General features: G+C 63.3%; 12 protein-coding genes and 4 tRNA genes. 8 read left to right on the forward strand and 8 right to left on the reverse strand.

Annotated features, from left to right (window positions below):
• Positions 1-10 precede the first annotated feature (10 nt).
• Complete coding sequence (locus O3299_RS10715; protein ID WP_289910617.1) at positions 11-574, reverse strand: GNAT family N-acetyltransferase; 564 nt, start codon at positions 572-574, stop codon at positions 11-13.
• 179 nt (positions 575-753) lie between these two features.
• Between O3299_RS10715 and O3299_RS10720 the strand changes: the two genes are divergently transcribed.
• The 3 genes from O3299_RS10720 (at position 754) to O3299_RS10730 (ending at position 2,915) form a co-directional block, all read left to right on the forward strand.
• A complete protein-coding gene (locus O3299_RS10720) occupies positions 754-1,521 on the forward strand; it encodes a CPBP family intramembrane glutamic endopeptidase (RefSeq protein ID WP_099667366.1) in 768 nt (255 codons plus the stop codon).
• Positions 1,522-1,562: 41 nt separating this feature from the next.
• Positions 1,563-2,216 carry a hypothetical protein gene (locus tag O3299_RS10725; RefSeq protein ID WP_305062290.1) on the forward strand — a complete coding sequence of 218 codons (654 nt, stop codon included), beginning with the start codon at positions 1,563-1,565 and terminating at the stop codon, positions 2,214-2,216.
• Between the two features lie 192 nt (positions 2,217-2,408).
• Positions 2,409-2,915: an ATP-binding protein gene (locus O3299_RS10730; protein ID WP_305062291.1), complete on the forward strand. Its 507-nt coding sequence runs from the start codon at positions 2,409-2,411 to the stop codon at positions 2,913-2,915.
• Here the strand turns inward: O3299_RS10730 and O3299_RS10735 are convergent.
• Both O3299_RS10735 and O3299_RS10740 read right to left on the reverse strand, forming a co-directional pair.
• Positions 2,912-4,057: an alpha-hydroxy acid oxidase gene (locus tag O3299_RS10735; protein ID WP_305062292.1), complete on the reverse strand. Its 1,146-nt coding sequence runs from the start codon at positions 4,055-4,057 to the stop codon at positions 2,912-2,914. The two genes, O3299_RS10730 and O3299_RS10735, sit on opposite strands and share 4 nt — an antisense overlap.
• Positions 4,058-4,151: 94 nt before the next feature.
• Positions 4,152-5,108: a phytanoyl-CoA dioxygenase family protein gene (locus tag O3299_RS10740; protein WP_305062293.1), complete on the reverse strand. Its 957-nt coding sequence runs from the start codon at positions 5,106-5,108 to the stop codon at positions 4,152-4,154.
• A gap of 114 nt (positions 5,109-5,222) precedes the next feature.
• On the opposite strand from O3299_RS10740, the gene O3299_RS10745 reads away from it, so the two are divergent.
• Positions 5,223-6,098, forward strand: coding sequence for an AraC family transcriptional regulator (locus O3299_RS10745; protein ID WP_289904463.1), 876 nt, complete (start codon positions 5,223-5,225; stop codon positions 6,096-6,098).
• A gap of 55 nt (positions 6,099-6,153) precedes the next feature.
• On the opposite strand, the gene O3299_RS10750 is transcribed toward O3299_RS10745, so the two are convergent.
• Positions 6,154-6,230: transfer RNA gene (locus tag O3299_RS10750), tRNA-Arg, on the reverse strand.
• 270 nt (positions 6,231-6,500) lie between these two features.
• On the opposite strand from O3299_RS10750, the gene O3299_RS10755 reads away from it, so the two are divergent.
• Positions 6,501-8,678, forward strand: a complete 2,178-nt coding sequence (locus O3299_RS10755; RefSeq protein ID WP_305062294.1) for a hypothetical protein — start codon at positions 6,501-6,503, stop codon at positions 8,676-8,678.
• 113 nt (positions 8,679-8,791) lie between these two features.
• Here O3299_RS10755 and O3299_RS10760 read toward each other — a convergent pair.
• The 3 genes from O3299_RS10760 to O3299_RS10770 form a co-directional block, all read right to left on the reverse strand.
• Positions 8,792-8,868: transfer RNA gene (locus O3299_RS10760), tRNA-Arg, on the reverse strand.
• 78 nt (positions 8,869-8,946) lie between these two features.
• Positions 8,947-9,023: transfer RNA gene (locus tag O3299_RS10765), tRNA-Arg, on the reverse strand.
• Positions 9,024-9,105: 82 nt separating this feature from the next.
• A tRNA-Arg gene (locus O3299_RS10770) sits at positions 9,106-9,182 on the reverse strand.
• 427 nt (positions 9,183-9,609) lie between these two features.
• On the opposite strand from O3299_RS10770, the gene O3299_RS10775 reads away from it, so the two are divergent.
• Both O3299_RS10775 and O3299_RS10780 read left to right on the forward strand, forming a co-directional pair.
• Positions 9,610-12,099: an ATP-binding protein gene (locus O3299_RS10775; RefSeq protein ID WP_305062295.1), complete on the forward strand. Its 2,490-nt coding sequence runs from the start codon at positions 9,610-9,612 to the stop codon at positions 12,097-12,099.
• Positions 12,100-12,405: 306 nt separating this feature from the next.
• On the forward strand, positions 12,406-13,389 hold the full coding sequence (locus O3299_RS10780; protein WP_251348153.1) for a diguanylate cyclase domain-containing protein: 984 nt from the start codon (positions 12,406-12,408) through the stop codon (positions 13,387-13,389).
• Between the two features lie 83 nt (positions 13,390-13,472).
• On the opposite strand, the gene O3299_RS10785 is transcribed toward O3299_RS10780, so the two are convergent.
• Entirely contained in the window at positions 13,473-13,868 is a 396-nt protein-coding gene (locus O3299_RS10785; protein ID WP_077406391.1) for a hypothetical protein, read from the reverse strand.
• 310 nt (positions 13,869-14,178) lie between these two features.
• Between O3299_RS10785 and O3299_RS10790 the strand changes: the two genes are divergently transcribed.
• Entirely contained in the window at positions 14,179-14,892 is a 714-nt protein-coding gene (locus O3299_RS10790; protein ID WP_099667356.1) for a sensor histidine kinase, read from the forward strand.

The raw sequence follows: 14,892 nt of genomic DNA on the forward strand, positions 1-14,892 counted from the left end.
ACCTGTCCGCTCACGCGGCGCCCTTGCGCCGCGCTTCCCACTCGCGGCGCAGCAAGCCATACAGCGCCGAGTCGCTGACCTGGCCTCCGACGATCCAGCGTTCGGGCAGAAAACCTTCCTTGTTGAAACCCTGGCGTTCCAGGGCGCTGGCCGAACCGGCGTTGTGCGGGTCGATATCGGCTTCCAGGCGGTTCAGGTCGCGCTCGATGAAGGCGAATTCCAGCAGCGCCGACAGCGCTTCGTGCATATAGCCCTTGCCCCAGTACGGGCGGCCCAGCGCGTAGCCGATCTCGGCGCGGCGGTTCTGGCGGTGCTCGGAAAACAGGCTGCAGCTGCCCAGGTACTCGCCCGTCGCCTTCAGCTCGACGGCGAAGCGGAAGAATTCCTCTTTCTCGAAAGCGGCGATGTCCTCGGCAATCTGGCGCGCGGCGCGGCCCGTGTCTTCCCAGGGCGGTTCGCTGAAATAGCGCATCACTTCGGGGTCGGAATGCATGGCGAACTGCGCCGCCTCATCCGATGGTTGCGGCTTGCGCAGGATCAATCGTTCAGTGGTGATGGTCTTGCTGTAGGTCATGGCTCTCCAGTCTGGCGGCAAACGGACGAATGCTTATTATTCCATGCAACTATAACGATGTGGCAATTTTGTACGCCTGCTTTTAATGTAGTATGGCAATATTTCCACCATATCATTGATGCAACTTCATGATTCGCCCATGTACGCAATAGCCGACGCGGCCAACACCGAAGCCAACCATGCCCTTCCCTAGAATCGCCCTCACCATGCCCGTCACCCTCATCGCACTGGCCATCTGGCTGGGCTTGAGCCTGGGCGGCCGCTGGCTGGAAGCGGCCGGCTACGCCTTGCCGGGTGCCGCCGTCACCGGCCGTATCGGCCTGTCGTGGGCGCTGGCCGCCCTGTTCGCGCTGGCGCTGCTGCTGGCCTCAAGCCGGCGCCGCGCGGCGGGCCTGTGCGCGCCGCAGCCATGGAAAACGCTGTGGCTCGTCTCGCCGCCCCTGCTGTATGCGCTGCTGATGCTGTTGCTGGCCTGGGCGGGCGGCTGGCCGCAGCCGCGCGTGCTGCTGATCGTCGCTTGCAATGCGGCGCTGGTGGCCGTCTCGGAAGAGCTGATGTTCCGCGCCATCTTGCTGCAAGGCATGCTGGAGCGCTACGCCGTCTGGCCCGCCGTCCTGATGTCCTCGGCGCTGTTCGGCCTGGCCCACACGGCCAACGGCCTGGCCACGGGCGACGTCAGCGGCGCCCTGTGGCAAGCCGTGGCCGCCACCCTGCAGGGCGTCGGCTACGCGGCCATCCGCCTGCGCACCCGCTCCATCTGGCCCATGGTGCTCGTGCATGGCTTGTGGGACTACGCGCTGGTGACGGCCACCTTGCCCAACCCGGCCGAAGACGGCGCGTCTATCCTGCCGTATATCGCCCTGCTGGCCGTGCTGCCCCTGTGCCTGTACGGCGTCTACCTGCTGCGCCCCAGCCAGCGCGCCGCCTTGTCGCAAGCGCCACTATAATATTGCGACACAATTTTCCATCCACTTGCCGAGGAAACTGCATGGCGTTTTTTTCACGTGATTACGAAGTATTCCTGCTGCTGGCCGCGCCCGCTGCGCCGCCGCTGTGGGATGCGGCGCAATGGATGCCGTTCGCCGCCAGCCTCGATGGACTCATGACGCAAGCGCGGACGAGAGGCCAGGCCGGCGTGCGCAGCCATCAATACAATCCCAAGGGCAAGCCGATTTCCTTTGGCCGCCTGGGCTGGGACGACAAATCGCACGCGAAGTGGACGCATACGCCGGAAACACGCGACGCCCGCTTCATGAGCCTGGAAGCGTGGGCGCCCACCTGGACCATTTGTGAAAAGGACGACCAGGCGCCCGATGTGTTCCTCGCCCTGGCCAATGAATCGCTGCTGGGACTGGCGGACAAACCCTTGCAATTTGGCCAGCGCCTGGTGTGCGCCATCGCCACGGACATGGGCCCGGAAGCGGCCGCCGCCTTGCGGCACGCCTTGACGCAGCTGGCGGCGCAGCAAGACGCCGTCGTCTTCGCCCACACGCAACGCCAGTGGGGTAGCGCTGCGTACGGCGGTTTCACGGGCGCCATCCAGGATATGCTGATCGGCGGCCTGTTCCAGCCCGACGACCCGCATGCGCGGCCGCTCGATGCGGCCACGTTCCGCGAGCCGTGGACGCGCATCGGCAATTGACAGCGCCCGCCATTCCATGGCATCGTTCAGTCATGCAATCGTCATTCCCGCCCCTGCCGTCGATTATTGCCGCCATTCGACCGATGGTGGCTTGGCAGGACTGAGATTGCCAAAGCCGCCCGGGAGGCGGCTTTGATTTGCAGCAATAGATCAAGACGTCTCGCAGGCATTATTTCTTTCTAGCGAGCGACCATGTCCCCTACCTCCAGCACCACCGCCTCCCCCACCCTGCACCTCGTGTGCGGCAAGATTGCCTCGGGCAAATCCACCCTGACCGCCCGCCTTGCGCAGGCGCCGCACACCGTGCGCATCAGCGAAGACAGCTTGCTGGCGCAGCTGTATCCGGGCCAGATCGCCAGCCTGGCCGACTACGCGGCTTGCGCGGCGCGGCTGCGCGCGGCCATCGCCCCCTTGTGCCTGCAGATGCTGCAGGCGGGCGTGTCCGTCGTCCTCGATTTCCCCGCGAATACGCCGGCCAGCCGCGCCTGGATGCGCGACCTGTTCCAGCAGGCGGGCACGCCGCACGTGCTGCATTACCTCGACGTGACGGATGAGGAATGCAAGGCGCGCTTGCGCCAGCGCAATGCCAGCGGGCTGCACCCGTTTTCCACCAGCGACGCGCAATTTGATGACATCACGCGCCACTTCGTGCCGCCCCAGGCATCGGAAGGTTTTGAAATCGTGCGGATTGCCGCTTAAAACGTCCCCGGCAGCAGGATCTTTTTATCCACCTGCTGCAGGTCGCGCAAGCCGCAAAAGGCCATCGTCAAATCCAGTTCGTTGCGGATGATGTCCAGGCATTTGGTGACGCCCGGCCCGCCCATGGCGCCCAGGCCGTACAGGAACGGGCGGCCGATGTACACGCCCCTGGCGCCCAGGGCCACGGCCTTGATCACGTCCTGGCCGGAGCGAATGCCGCCATCCATGTGCACTTCGATCTGGCTGCCGACGGCGTCGACGATGGCCGGCAAGGCTTCGATCGACGATTGCGCGCCATCGAGCTGGCGTCCGCCGTGGTTCGAGACGATCAGCGCATCGGCGCCGCTTTCCACGGCCAGGCGCGCGTCTTCCGGGTCCATGATGCCCTTGATGATGAGTTTTCCGCCCCAGCGCTGCTTGATCCATTCCACGTCCGCCCATGACAGGCTCAGGTCGAACTGCTGCTGCGTCCAGGCCGACAGGGACGACATGTCGGAGACGGAGGTCGCGTGGCCGACGATGTTGCCGAAGCCGCGCCGTTTCGTGCCCAGCATGCCCGCCACCCAGCGCGGCTTGGTGGCCATGTTGAGGATATTCGGAATGGTGAGTTTCGGCGGCGCCGACAGGCCGTTGCGCAAGTCCTTGTGGCGCTGGCCCAGCACCTGCAAGTCCAGCGTCAATACCAGCGCGCCGCACTTGGCGGCCTTGGCGCGGTCGATCAGGCGGTTGATGAATTCGCGGTCCTTCATCACATACAGCTGAAACCAGAACGGTTTCGTCGTGTTCGCCGCCACGTCCTCGATCGAACAGATGCTCATGGTCGACAGGGTGAACGGCACGCCGAAGCGCTCCGCCGCCTGGGCCGCGAGAATTTCGCCATCCGCATGCTGCATGCCCGTCAAGCCCGTGGGCGACAGGGCCACCGGCATCGACACGTGCTGGCCCACCATGGTCGAAGCCAGGCTGCGGTTTTCCAGGTTGACGGCCACGCGCTGGCGGAACTTGATCTTGGCGAAATCGCTGTTGTTGGCGCGGTACGTCGATTCCGTCCAGGAACCGGAATCGGCGTAGTCGTAAAACATGCGCGGCACCCGTTTCTGGGCCAGCACGCGCAAGTCTTCGATGCAGGTGATGATACTCATGCGTTTCCTCGGTCGATGGCAAGTCAAGCCATGATCGTGCATTTGCCGGCAATTGTCTATCCGGCAGGCAATGCCATCGGACGTGGCGCCACGCTTACCAGCCGCGCGCGCCGAGGATCTTCTCGCCCAGCGCAGTCAGCTGCGCCTGCGGATAGCGCAGCTGTTCCTTTTCCTCGGGATCGCCAGGAAACGCATAGCCTTGCGGCGCGCTGCGCTCGCGCCAGCTTTGCACGCGCCAGTCGCGCAAGGCTTGATTGTCTTCCTGGGCTGGCGTGAAGGAAATGTATTGCGCCAGGCGCACCTGGTCCGTCGACGTGTTCGGGCGGATGCCGTGCGCCAGCAGGCTGTTGAAGATCAACAACTCCCCTTTCTTCATGGCGATGAATTCCATCGGATACGGCACCGTCGCCAAGTCAGGCTGCCACGGGTTGCGGTCTTGCGGCACGGTCTTGCGCCACGCCAACAAGTTGTTGAACAATTCCGGATAGCATTGAAAGCCGCCGCTGTCGGGCGAGGTGTCGGACAGGGCCAGCACGCCTTGCACGTTGACGGGCAGCGGGTCGAGCGTGGTGTCGGCATCCCAGTGGATGAAGCCGCCGAACTTGCGCTTGCCATTGTTCGGCGTGTTCAGGTTGGCGCGGTCGATGGTCACCCACAAATCCTGACGGTCCCAGATGTCGACAAAGGCGTCGTACACGCGCCGGGTCTGGCGGTTATCCCACAGGGTCTGGTTGTGATAGGCCTCGACCATGCCGGAACCGTTGAGCTCTTTCATCGCGTGGTCGCGCAACTGGCCGTGGTTCCAGGTGGCGGGGTCGTGCTGGTCGAGTCCCTGGAATTCCCACAGGAAATCGGTCGTGCGGCGCACCTGTTCCGGCGTCACGGCATCCTTGACGATGACGTAACCGTAGGTTTGCCAGTGCAGGAAATCGCTGTCGGACAGCACGCGCAGGGGCAGCTGTTTTTGTATGTCGCGCAACTGGGTTTGTTCCGTGTAAGCCACGGATGGATTGCCGGGACGGTCTTCGCCGTACTGATATCGGTTTTGCATCGCTGTCTCCTGTGTTGGTGTGGACAGATTGTGCTCCGGCAGTGCCGCGTAAAATGCGTGCGCAGCAACCAAAACTGATACTATCCTGACCACCATCCTCCTTAAAACGTCACAATGACGCCTTTATTTGAACAAGTCACGATTCCGACGGGCCACTCCTGGGGCTTGCTGTGGCGCGAACTCGATGCGATTCCCTTCCTCTGGCATTACCACCCGCAATTCGAGCTGACCCTGACGGTCAATGCGCGGGGACAACGCTATATCGGCGACCACCTGGGCGACTTCGAACCGGGCGACCTGGTGCTGCTGGGACCGAATTTGCCGCACACCTGGTCGGCCAGCGAGCGCATCGACAGCACGCAGCCGATGCTGGCCGTCGTCGTGTGGTTTTCGCTGGAATGGGTGGAACAGCTGGCGGCCTGTTTTCCGGAGTTGCATGGCGTGCGGCAACTGGCGCGCCGCGCCGGCCCTGCCCTGCATTTTTCGCCGGCAACGAGCGCGCGCAGCGCAGAGAAACTGTTGCAATTGAATGCACTGCCCGTGCCGCAGCGCCTGCCGCTGCTGCTCGACGTGCTGCTGGACCTGGCTGGCGATGGCGGTGCGCAGCCGCTGGCCTCGGAAGCGCTGGCGCCGGTGCATGCCGATGGGCAGCAAAAGCGCATGGCAATCGTGTTTGACTTCATGCACGCGCATTTCCGGGAAGAGATTGCACTGGAAACGCTGGCGCAGCGGGCGGCCCTGTCGCTGGGCGCCTTCCACCGCTGTTTCAAGCGCCACGCGCATTGCACGCCCGGCGAGTACCTGGCGCGGCTGCGCATCGGCCGCGCCTGCCAACAGCTGATCGAAAGCAATCTGGCCATCGCCGTCATCGCGCAAGAGGCGGGCTACCGCAACCTCGCGCATTTCAACCGCCAGTTCCGCGCCGCCAGGCAGGTGACGCCGCGCGCGTTTCGCCAGCAATACCGGCGCGGCGCCACGGGCGCGGCGTAAATCCATTCGGAAACGAAAAAGGGGATCAGATTTTACAATCTGACCCCCGATATTCTGGTGCGGCTGGCAGGAATTGAACCCACGACCCCTTGGTTCGTAGCCAAGTACTCTATCCAGCTGAGCTACAGCCGCCTAAGACAAGATTATAGCAGGGCTTTGCAGAATGGCAAAGCCGTGGCGGCGATATTTCACAATTGGCGGCCACTCCTGTCTTGTGGCGGCACACGCACGCCGCAGTCTTGCTCATTTCATCACATTTCTTTTCAGACTGCGGCGCGAAACCGACAGCTTTGTTACTTGTTGCTCATTATTAATGCATCCAAGAAAAATAAATTGCAATTCATGGAAAACTTTGAGAATGTTTACTAGCAGTAATTTTAATAAAAATACTAAGGGGATACCATGAAGAAGAACTTGCACAAGTTATTGCCTCTGGCTGCCGCCTGCGCCGCCACCCTCATGCTGGCCGCGTGCGGCGGCGGCAGCAGCACCCCCGTCGACCCGGTCGCACCCGTTGCGCCCATCCCTCCCGTCGTGCCCGTTGTGCCCGTTGTACCGCCGCCAGCCACGACGCTCAGCGGCACCGCCGCCGTCGGCGCGCCCGTCGCGGGCAGCGTGATTGCCATCGATAGCAAGGGCAAAGTATCCGTGGCGGTCAGTACCGGCGCCGGCGGGGCATACACGCTCGACGTGGGCGGCATGACGGCGCCCTTTCTCCTCAGCATCACCGGCACGGCCGGCGGCAAGCAAGTGACCATGAATTCCATCGCCACGGCAGCGGGGCAAACCGTCAATATCACGCCGCTGACCGACCTGATCGTTTCCACGGCGTCGGGCCAGCCTGGCGGCGCCGCGCTGGCAAGCGTTTGCGCGCCCGTTGCCAATGCCATCCCGGCCGCCTGCACCGCGGCGCTGGCCAGTGCCGCGACCCAGCAACGGCTCGATGCGGCCATCGCCGCAGTCGTCGCCATGATCAAACCGATTAACACCAGCAACACCAATCCGCTGACGGGCGCCTTTATTGCCAACGGCACGGGCATGGATGCCGTGCTGGACCAGATCCTCGTCGCGCCCGCGGAAGCGCAAGGCGCCATGGCGACGGTCACCCTGATTGCCACCAACAGCACGCTGGGCAGCGTGACCTTGCCCGCCGCCGCCGGCGGCGCCGCCACCATCCCCGCAGCGACGCCGCCATCGGATGCCGACTTGCTCAAGGCAAATGCCGCGGCCAGCGTCTTGCCGGAAATCCGCGCCTGCATGGCCTCGCTCAGCGCCCTGTATCCGAAGACGGGCTTCGTCGCGCCGTCGACGGCGGCCGTGTCGCCGTTCATCGACAGCTCCTTCAATATGGGGACGGGTGTGGGCCAGGCGGAAATCGTGTCGGCCCTGACCAGCACCGACCAGGCCGCCCATGCCGGGCTGACGATTGAAGCGCTGGGCTTGGCCAGCGTCAACATGCAACCGTTAAGCACGGATGAAATCGCCACGCTGACGTCGTCGAGCAGCACCTCGACATCGCGCGTCGCCGACTTCATCAACAATCGCTTGGGCGCCGGGGCGACGGCCATCGGCTTCACCGCAGGCAAGCCGAGCAGCGCTTGGGTACAGTTGCGCATAGGAACAGATGCGGGCATGCTCAACTGGAAGCTGGTCAAGACGAGCGATACCAGCGCCTGCGCCGGCGGCTGGAAGCTGGCCGGCAGCGGCCACCTGGACATGCACATGAATGCGCGCATCCAGCGCAGCCTCGACGGTGCGGGCGCGGCCACCTTTGCGCGCGAATGGGCCGCGCACGTCGAGCTCGACACCGTGCTGCAGGACAATCCGGCCATCAACAAGATCGACGTGCGGGGACCGGGCCTGACGACATTCGGCGACTTCCAGACACCGGGCACGGCCGGCAGCAAATTGCAGCTGATCCTGCCAGCCACGGGCTACACCCACATGCGGATTGCCGACAGCAATGGCGCTGCCAGCGCTTTCTACAATAACGCGGAAGCGATCCAGAGCTGCCAGGACCTGGCCAGCTTGCCCGCCGGCACGCCGGGCCTGGGCGCCGGCACGGCCTGCATCGACGAGACGAAAGTGGCGCCGGGCAAGGTGTATGTCTGGACCCTGAAGACAGCGAACGGCCCCGTCAGCGCCTTCCCCTTCCAGATCAATGCCGTGCCCCTGTCGAAAGCGTTTGCCCGGGCAAACCAGGCCAGCCTGTTCGCCACGATCACCAGCATCACGCCGGCGAAACTGTCGTCCATCCCGGCCGCCACCCTGCTCGATGGCGCGGTGACCTTCAACTACACGCAGTCCGCCACCTACGGATCGAAAATGGACAATTGCGGCCTGTACCTGTTCAATGGCGTCACGCCCGTGCTGAACGCGGAACAAAATGCTGTTGGGCAAGAAACCGCGTGCACCTTCACGACCTCGGGATTGAATAGCCTGGCGTCGAATGTGGCGGACCCCGCGCAGTCGGGCGGTTCGCTGTTCAAGTTCACCGGCCCGGTGACGAATGGCGGGCTGTGGGTGACCACCATCGTCCTGGGCAACCAGGCATCCTCGGGCCAGCCGTATCCGAATTGATGGGATATTGGCGCAACTGCGGCAGGCCGCGCCGTCGGCGGCCCGCTGCAGTTGCGCCGGACGAAAAAAAACCCGGAAAGCGAACTTTCCGGGTTTTTCTTTACTGCAAATACTGGTGCGGCTGGCAGGAATTGAACCCACGACCCCTTGGTTCGTAGCCAAGTACTCTATCCAGCTGAGCTACAGCCGCAAACTCTGACACACTTCGCCGGACGGCGCGAAGCTTGAAACTTTCATCAGCACGGGAAAAACCCGATGCTGGCAATACTGGTGCGGCTGGCAGGAATTGAACCCACGACCCCTTGGTTCGTAGCCAAGTACTCTATCCAGCTGAGCTACAGCCGCAAAACTTCTACAACATTCCATTAACAACATGGAGGTGAAACTTGTTACAACAAAACCAGGCAAAGTCTGATTTTCAGTATTCTGGTGCGGCTGGCAGGAATTGAACCCACGACCCCTTGGTTCGTAGCCAAGTACTCTATCCAGCTGAGCTACAGCCGCGCAGGCAAACATTATAGCGTATTCATTTCGCTTTGAAAAGTTCGATTTTTCAATCGCTTAGCTGATTTTGCAGAATACCGCCCCGCATGATCGACTACCTTTTCACTGCTAAAAAGCTGACGCCTTTTTATCGATGGATACTTCTGCTTTCACAGGAGATTCCAGCGAATCGAGAAGTTGCTGTCTCGAAAGAAGCGGGATTATAGGGACTGCTTTCCAGCCTGTCCAGTGCTATCTGCAGGCAACGCGCAAGCGTGCGGTGGCGCTGCGCCGCTTGGGGCTACAATACCAGCCAGACAGGGGCGCTTGTGCCTCCCCTCATTCATGGCGCGGGCATTGACCATCATGACCCATTTAACTGAGCTTAGCGGCGGCGGCCCGGCGGGGCAAGAGCCCGTGCGGCAGACTCACTGTTGCAGGATTTCCGATGGCCAAGCCTGACCGCACGCAATATCTGCTGCCCCCATCAGCGCCGCTGAGCCTCTCCGGCGAGCGCCTGGCAAACTTAATGGAAAGCATCACCGATGGCTTTTGCCTGCTCGACCGCGACTGGACCATCCGCTATATCAACACGCGCGGCGCCGACATGCTCGCACCGCAGCGTCCGCCCGGCGCCAGCCTGGCGGGCAGCAGCCTGTGGCAAGCCTGCCCCGCCCTGCAGGGGACGGAACTGGAAGTGCAATACCGGCGCGCCATGGCGCAGCAGCACAGCAGCAGCTTCGAACTGCTGTACCGGCCGCTGGGGCGCTGGCTGGAAGTGCGCATCTTCCCTTCCAGCGATGGCTTGACCACGTACATCCAGGACATCAGCCAGCGCAAGGCGGCCGAGGAAAGCTTGCGCCACAGCGAGGCAGACTTGCGCGCGCTGGCCAATTCCATTCCGCAACTGGCCTGGATCGCCAGCTTCGACGGCACCATTGCCTGGTACAACCAGCGCTGGCACGACTACACGGGCACCAGCGCCGAACAGATGGCGGGCGACGGCTGGAGCATCGCCTATCACGCGCAGCATTTGCCACCCATGCTGCACGCGTGGAAGGCCGCCTTGCGCGACGGCACGCCCTTCGAAATGGAATTTCCCATCCGCGGCGCCGACGGCCAGTACCGCTGGTTCCTGACGCGCGCCAATCCCGTGCGCGACCGGGGCGGCCAGCTGCTGCGCTGGTTTGGCACGAGCACCGACGTCGACCAGGTCAAGCGCGCGCAGGAAGCCTTGCGCGATGAAACGCGCGTGCTCGAATTGCTCAACAATACAGGGGCGGCCCTGGCCGGCACCCTCGACTTGCCCGCCCTGCTGCAGGAAACCGTCGATGCAGCCACGCGCATCAGCGGCGCGCGCTTCGGCGCCTTCTATTATGACGATGCGGGCGAGATCCCCGACAGCGCCGCGCCCCTGCCCTCGGCGCGCGCCGTCAACGGCATCAGCCTGCGCCAGGCCGATGCGATCGCCACCGAACTGCGCCAGGGGCCGGCCATGCGCCAGAACGACTTGCTGGCCGCGCCCGATGCCAGCGCCGATGGCGCGCCGCCGCTGCGCAGCTGCCTGAGCCTGCCCGTCAGCTCGCGCTCGGGCCTGTTGCTGGGGCGCTTGCTGCTCGGTCATCCGCAGGCGGGCATGTTCAGCGCGCGCAGCGAACGCATCGTCTCGGCCATCGCGGCCCAGGCCGCCGTCGCGCTCGACAATACGCGCCTGTACGCGGCCGCCACGCGCGCCGCCGAAGAGCGCAAGGTACTGCTCGACAGCGAACGCGAGGCGCGCGCCGAAGCCGAGCGCACGAACCAGCTGAAAGACGATTTTCTCGCCACCCTGTCGCATGAGCTGCGCACGCCCCTGTCGGCCATCCTCGGCTGGGCCCAGGTGCTGCGGCGCGGCACGCGCGACCAGGCCGACCTGCACCGCGGCCTGCAAAGCATCGAACGCAATGCGCGCGCGCAGGCGCAGCTGATCGAGGACTTGCTCGACATGAGCCGCATCACCTCCGACAAGGTATTGCTCGACCTGCAAACCCTGGCGCCCGCCAGCATCATCGCCTCGGCCATCGAAACCCTGCGCCCGGCGGCCGACGCCAAGCACATCGCCATCCACTGCAACATCGCCAGCGATGCGGGCACCATCACGGGCGACCCCAGCCGTATCCAGCAAGTGATCTGGAACCTGCTGTCGAATGCCCTGAAGTTCACGCCGCAAGGGGGGCGGGTCGATATCGGCGTGCGCCGCGAGGCGTCGCGCCTGTCCATCACGGTGGCCGACAACGGCGTCGGCATCAAGAAGGATTTCCTGCCGCACGTGTTCGACCGCTTCCGCCAGGCCGATGCCTCCACCACGCGCCGGCACGGCGGCCTGGGGCTGGGACTGGCGATCGTCAAGCACCTGGTGGAGCAGCATGGCGGCACGGTCACCGTCAGCAGCGCCGGCGACATGCAGGGCGCCAGCTTTACCGTGCGCCTGCCGCTGGGCACGCCGGCCGCCGCGCGCCCAGCGGGCAGCGCCCTACCCTCCAGCCATGACTTGCGCGGCGTCAAGGTGCTGCTGGTCGATGACGACGCCGATGCGCGCGAACTGACGGAACGCATCTTGCGCGACAACAATGCCGAAGTGCACGGCGCCGGCGGCGTGGCGCAAGCGCTGCAACTGCTGGAGCAGGTGCGCCCGGATGTGCTGGTCAGCGACATCGGCATGCCCGAGGCCGACGGTTTCGACTTGCTGGCGCAAGTGCGCGCGCACGCCGCCCCGGAGTTGGCCCGGCTGCCCGCGCTGGCGCTGACGGCGTTTGCGCAACCGCAAGATCGCCAGCGGGCGCTGGACAGCGGCTTCCAGGCCTGGATCTCGAAGCCGCTCGACCCGGCCGGACTGGTGGCGGCCGTGGCGCAGCTGGCCGCTGCGCGCCCTGGACGGGAGCGCAAAACACCATCTTAAAAAGATGATGCAAAGAAATAAATAGTGCAGTACAAAATGACTATTTTCATGGGTTAGCCTTCCTACTTTCAGACGCGGCACTGTCCTACAAGCAACTAAGCTGAAGTTTGCTACACTGAAATGCAGAAGCACACCTGCACGGCAGGCTGGAAGCGGCGACCTTGGCCGGGGAGAACGGCAGAAGCGAGTTCATGCGCAGTTGTGCGCCCTATCTTGTTGCAAGGCGCTACTATCTTTTCCACCGCCGTCAGCCCATCATCTGCGGTAGAAGCCAGCGTTGCATAGACCGTATAACCGAGACCTTACATGCCCAGCCAAGATGAGATTTTGAAAGCCAAAATTTTGGTCGTCGACGATTCACCCGACAATGTCGACCTGATGCTGGAAATCCTGCGCGATGCCGGCTATACCAACGTCACGGCCACCATGCGTCCGGCACAGGTTTGCCCCCTGCACCAGGAGCATTGCTACGACCTGATCTTGCTCGACCTGCAAATGCCGGAACTCAATGGTTTCCAGGTCATGAAAGGCTTGAAAGAAATCGAACATGGCGGCTACCTGCCCGTGCTGGCCCTCACGGCGCAACCGAGTTTCAAGATCGCCGCCCTGGAAGCGGGCGCGCGCGACTTCATCAGCAAGCCCTTCGACCTGATGGAAGTGCACAAGCGCATCCACAACATGCTGGAAGTGCGCCTGCTGTACAAGGAATTGGCGCAATACAGCAAGCAGCAGCAGGAACTGGCGCTGCACGATCCGCTGACGGGCTTGCCGAACCGGCGCCTGCTGGAAGACCGCATCGAGCATACGCTGCAGCAATCGGCCCGCAGCCGCGGCAAGTCGGCCATCCTGTACCTGGACCTGGACGGCTTCAAGGCCATCAACGACAGTTACGGCCACGGCTATGGCGACGAAATCCTGAAAATGGTGGCGGCCCGCCTGGTGGGCGCGTCGCGCAAGGAAGACACGGTAGCGCGCATCGGCGGCGATGAATTCGTCATCGTGCTGGGCAACCTGGCCGGCAAGGGCGACGCGCGCGAACCTGCCGCCAAGCTGATCGAAGTCATTTCCGAGCCGTATTTCATCAACGACCTGACCCTGCGCCTGTCGACCAGCATCGGCATCGCCATCTACCCGGACGACGCCAGCACCGTCGAATCCCTGCTCGGCGCGGCCGACACGGCCCTGTATGAAGCCAAGCGCGCCGGCAAGAACCGCTTTTGCTGCACGCCGCACGAAGTGATCGCGGCGCAGGTCAACATGCAGAAAAGCAGCATTCCATCGATCGCCTGACCGTGACGCGGCGCGGCACGTAAAGGCGCGTAAAAAAACCGGCGGGCCTCGCGGCCAGCCGGTTTTTTCATGTCCTGCAGGCTTTATTTCTTGCCAGCCGTCACTTCATGCTGGCCCGCATGCTGGTGGTCCGTTTGCGCATTGACGGTGTCGGGCGACACTTCGATGCGCGTGATGCCCGCATCGACGGAGATCGGGTCGCTGGCGGGGAAGGTCATTTCCACGGCGTCGTCGAGCAATTCTTCCTTGGCCCGCTCTTCGCCGCTCATGCCCTCTTCATCGGCGAGGATGGCCAGCGCGCTGGCCCATTTGACGAAGTTGAGGTTGGACAATTCGCGCACGGTGGTCACGCCAAACGCCTGCTGCAAGGCCTTGGCGTCTTTTGCGCTGACGCCGCGCAGGGCGCTGATGGGCGCATTGACGATGTCGCGGAAGCTTTTGTCGAGGTATTCCTTGTCGACGATGGTATCGATATTCATGGCATGTCCTTTCGTTTCGGTAAGCGGGCCAGTGCTGCGCCCCGCGCCGCACTGGCGCCAGGCCGCATGGGGTAATGACAGCCCCACTATGGCAGCGTGCCGCGCCCCGGTATGTGCGCAGCCGTACGTAACGACGGGAACGGTGGCCGCTGGCGCAAACGATAATATTGTCTATCACATAAAAATGATGGAAGGAGATTAAAATTGCCGAAAAGACAGAAATTTTTCATCCATGCGCCCCGCGATGAAATCCTCATGTATGATCCACAACTTGAATTTGGTCCTCACCTTTCACCATTCACGGGGCGCTATGTCCGCACAAACAGATCCGAACAAGGAAGCGTCCCAGGCCGATGCGGAACGCGCCGCCGACCTCAGCGAATTGCTCGGCCATGTCAACACCAGCTGGGACAATGAACGGCGCGCCCTGTCGCGCCAGCTGCACGACAGCCTCGGTTCCTCGCTGACGGCACTCACCATGCACCTGTCGCTGCTGACGCAAAAGATGCCGCAGGAAGCCGCCTTGCTCGACCGCGCGGCAACGATGAAGCAATTGCTGCTGAATGTGATCGAGACCAACCGCCAGATGCAGATGAAGCTGTGGAACGACAAGCTCGAGTTTCTCGGCGTAAATGTCGCGCTGGGCGAGCTGGCCGCGCAATTTGCCGAACAGCACAAGATCACCGTGCGCTGCAGCCTGCCCGAAGATGAATTGATTTGCCCGCGCAACGTGGGCGTGGCCCTGCTGCGTACCCTGGAAGAAGCGCTCGGCAACATCGCCGCGCACGCCCACGCCACGCAGGTGGACATCATCATCGACGACAATGACGAAGCGCTGATGATGACGGTCAAGGATAACGGCAGCGGCTTGCCGGCCAACGAGCCCGTCGAAATGAGCAAGCACGGCCTGCGCTCCGTGCGCGAGCGCGTGCATTACCTGGGCGGCACCCTGAGCCTGACGGCCAATCCGCAAGGCGGCACGGCCCTGACCGTCGTCTTGCCGCGCATTACGCCAAAAGAATAA

The sequence above is a fragment of the Janthinobacterium sp. SUN176 genome, from assembly GCF_030587335.1.
Classification (GTDB): domain Bacteria; phylum Pseudomonadota; class Gammaproteobacteria; order Burkholderiales; family Burkholderiaceae_D; genus Janthinobacterium; species Janthinobacterium kumbetense.

What these genes read in the sequence shown, in the direction of transcription:
- O3299_RS10755 (WP_305062294.1), top strand. Translation starts at nt 6,501, where the DNA reads ATGAAGAAGAACTTGCACAAGTTATTGCCTCTGGCTGCCGCCTGCGCC.
- O3299_RS10725 (WP_305062290.1), top strand. Translation starts at nt 1,563, where the DNA reads ATGGCGTTTTTTTCACGTGATTACGAAGTATTCCTGCTGCTGGCCGCG.
- O3299_RS10740 (WP_305062293.1), bottom strand. Translation starts at nt 5,108, where the DNA reads ATGCAAAACCGATATCAGTACGGCGAAGACCGTCCCGGCAATCCATCC.
- O3299_RS10775 (WP_305062295.1), top strand. Translation starts at nt 9,610, where the DNA reads ATGGCCAAGCCTGACCGCACGCAATATCTGCTGCCCCCATCAGCGCCG.
- O3299_RS10735 (WP_305062292.1), bottom strand. Translation starts at nt 4,057, where the DNA reads ATGAGTATCATCACCTGCATCGAAGACTTGCGCGTGCTGGCCCAGAAA.
- O3299_RS10730 (WP_305062291.1), top strand. Translation starts at nt 2,409, where the DNA reads ATGTCCCCTACCTCCAGCACCACCGCCTCCCCCACCCTGCACCTCGTG.
- O3299_RS10780 (WP_251348153.1), top strand. Translation starts at nt 12,406, where the DNA reads ATGCCCAGCCAAGATGAGATTTTGAAAGCCAAAATTTTGGTCGTCGAC.
- O3299_RS10790 (WP_099667356.1), top strand. Translation starts at nt 14,179, where the DNA reads ATGTCCGCACAAACAGATCCGAACAAGGAAGCGTCCCAGGCCGATGCG.
- O3299_RS10715 (WP_289910617.1), bottom strand. Translation starts at nt 574, where the DNA reads ATGACCTACAGCAAGACCATCACCACTGAACGATTGATCCTGCGCAAG.
- O3299_RS10720 (WP_099667366.1), top strand. Translation starts at nt 754, where the DNA reads ATGCCCTTCCCTAGAATCGCCCTCACCATGCCCGTCACCCTCATCGCA.
- O3299_RS10785 (WP_077406391.1), bottom strand. Translation starts at nt 13,868, where the DNA reads ATGAATATCGATACCATCGTCGACAAGGAATACCTCGACAAAAGCTTC.
- O3299_RS10745 (WP_289904463.1), top strand. Translation starts at nt 5,223, where the DNA reads ATGACGCCTTTATTTGAACAAGTCACGATTCCGACGGGCCACTCCTGG.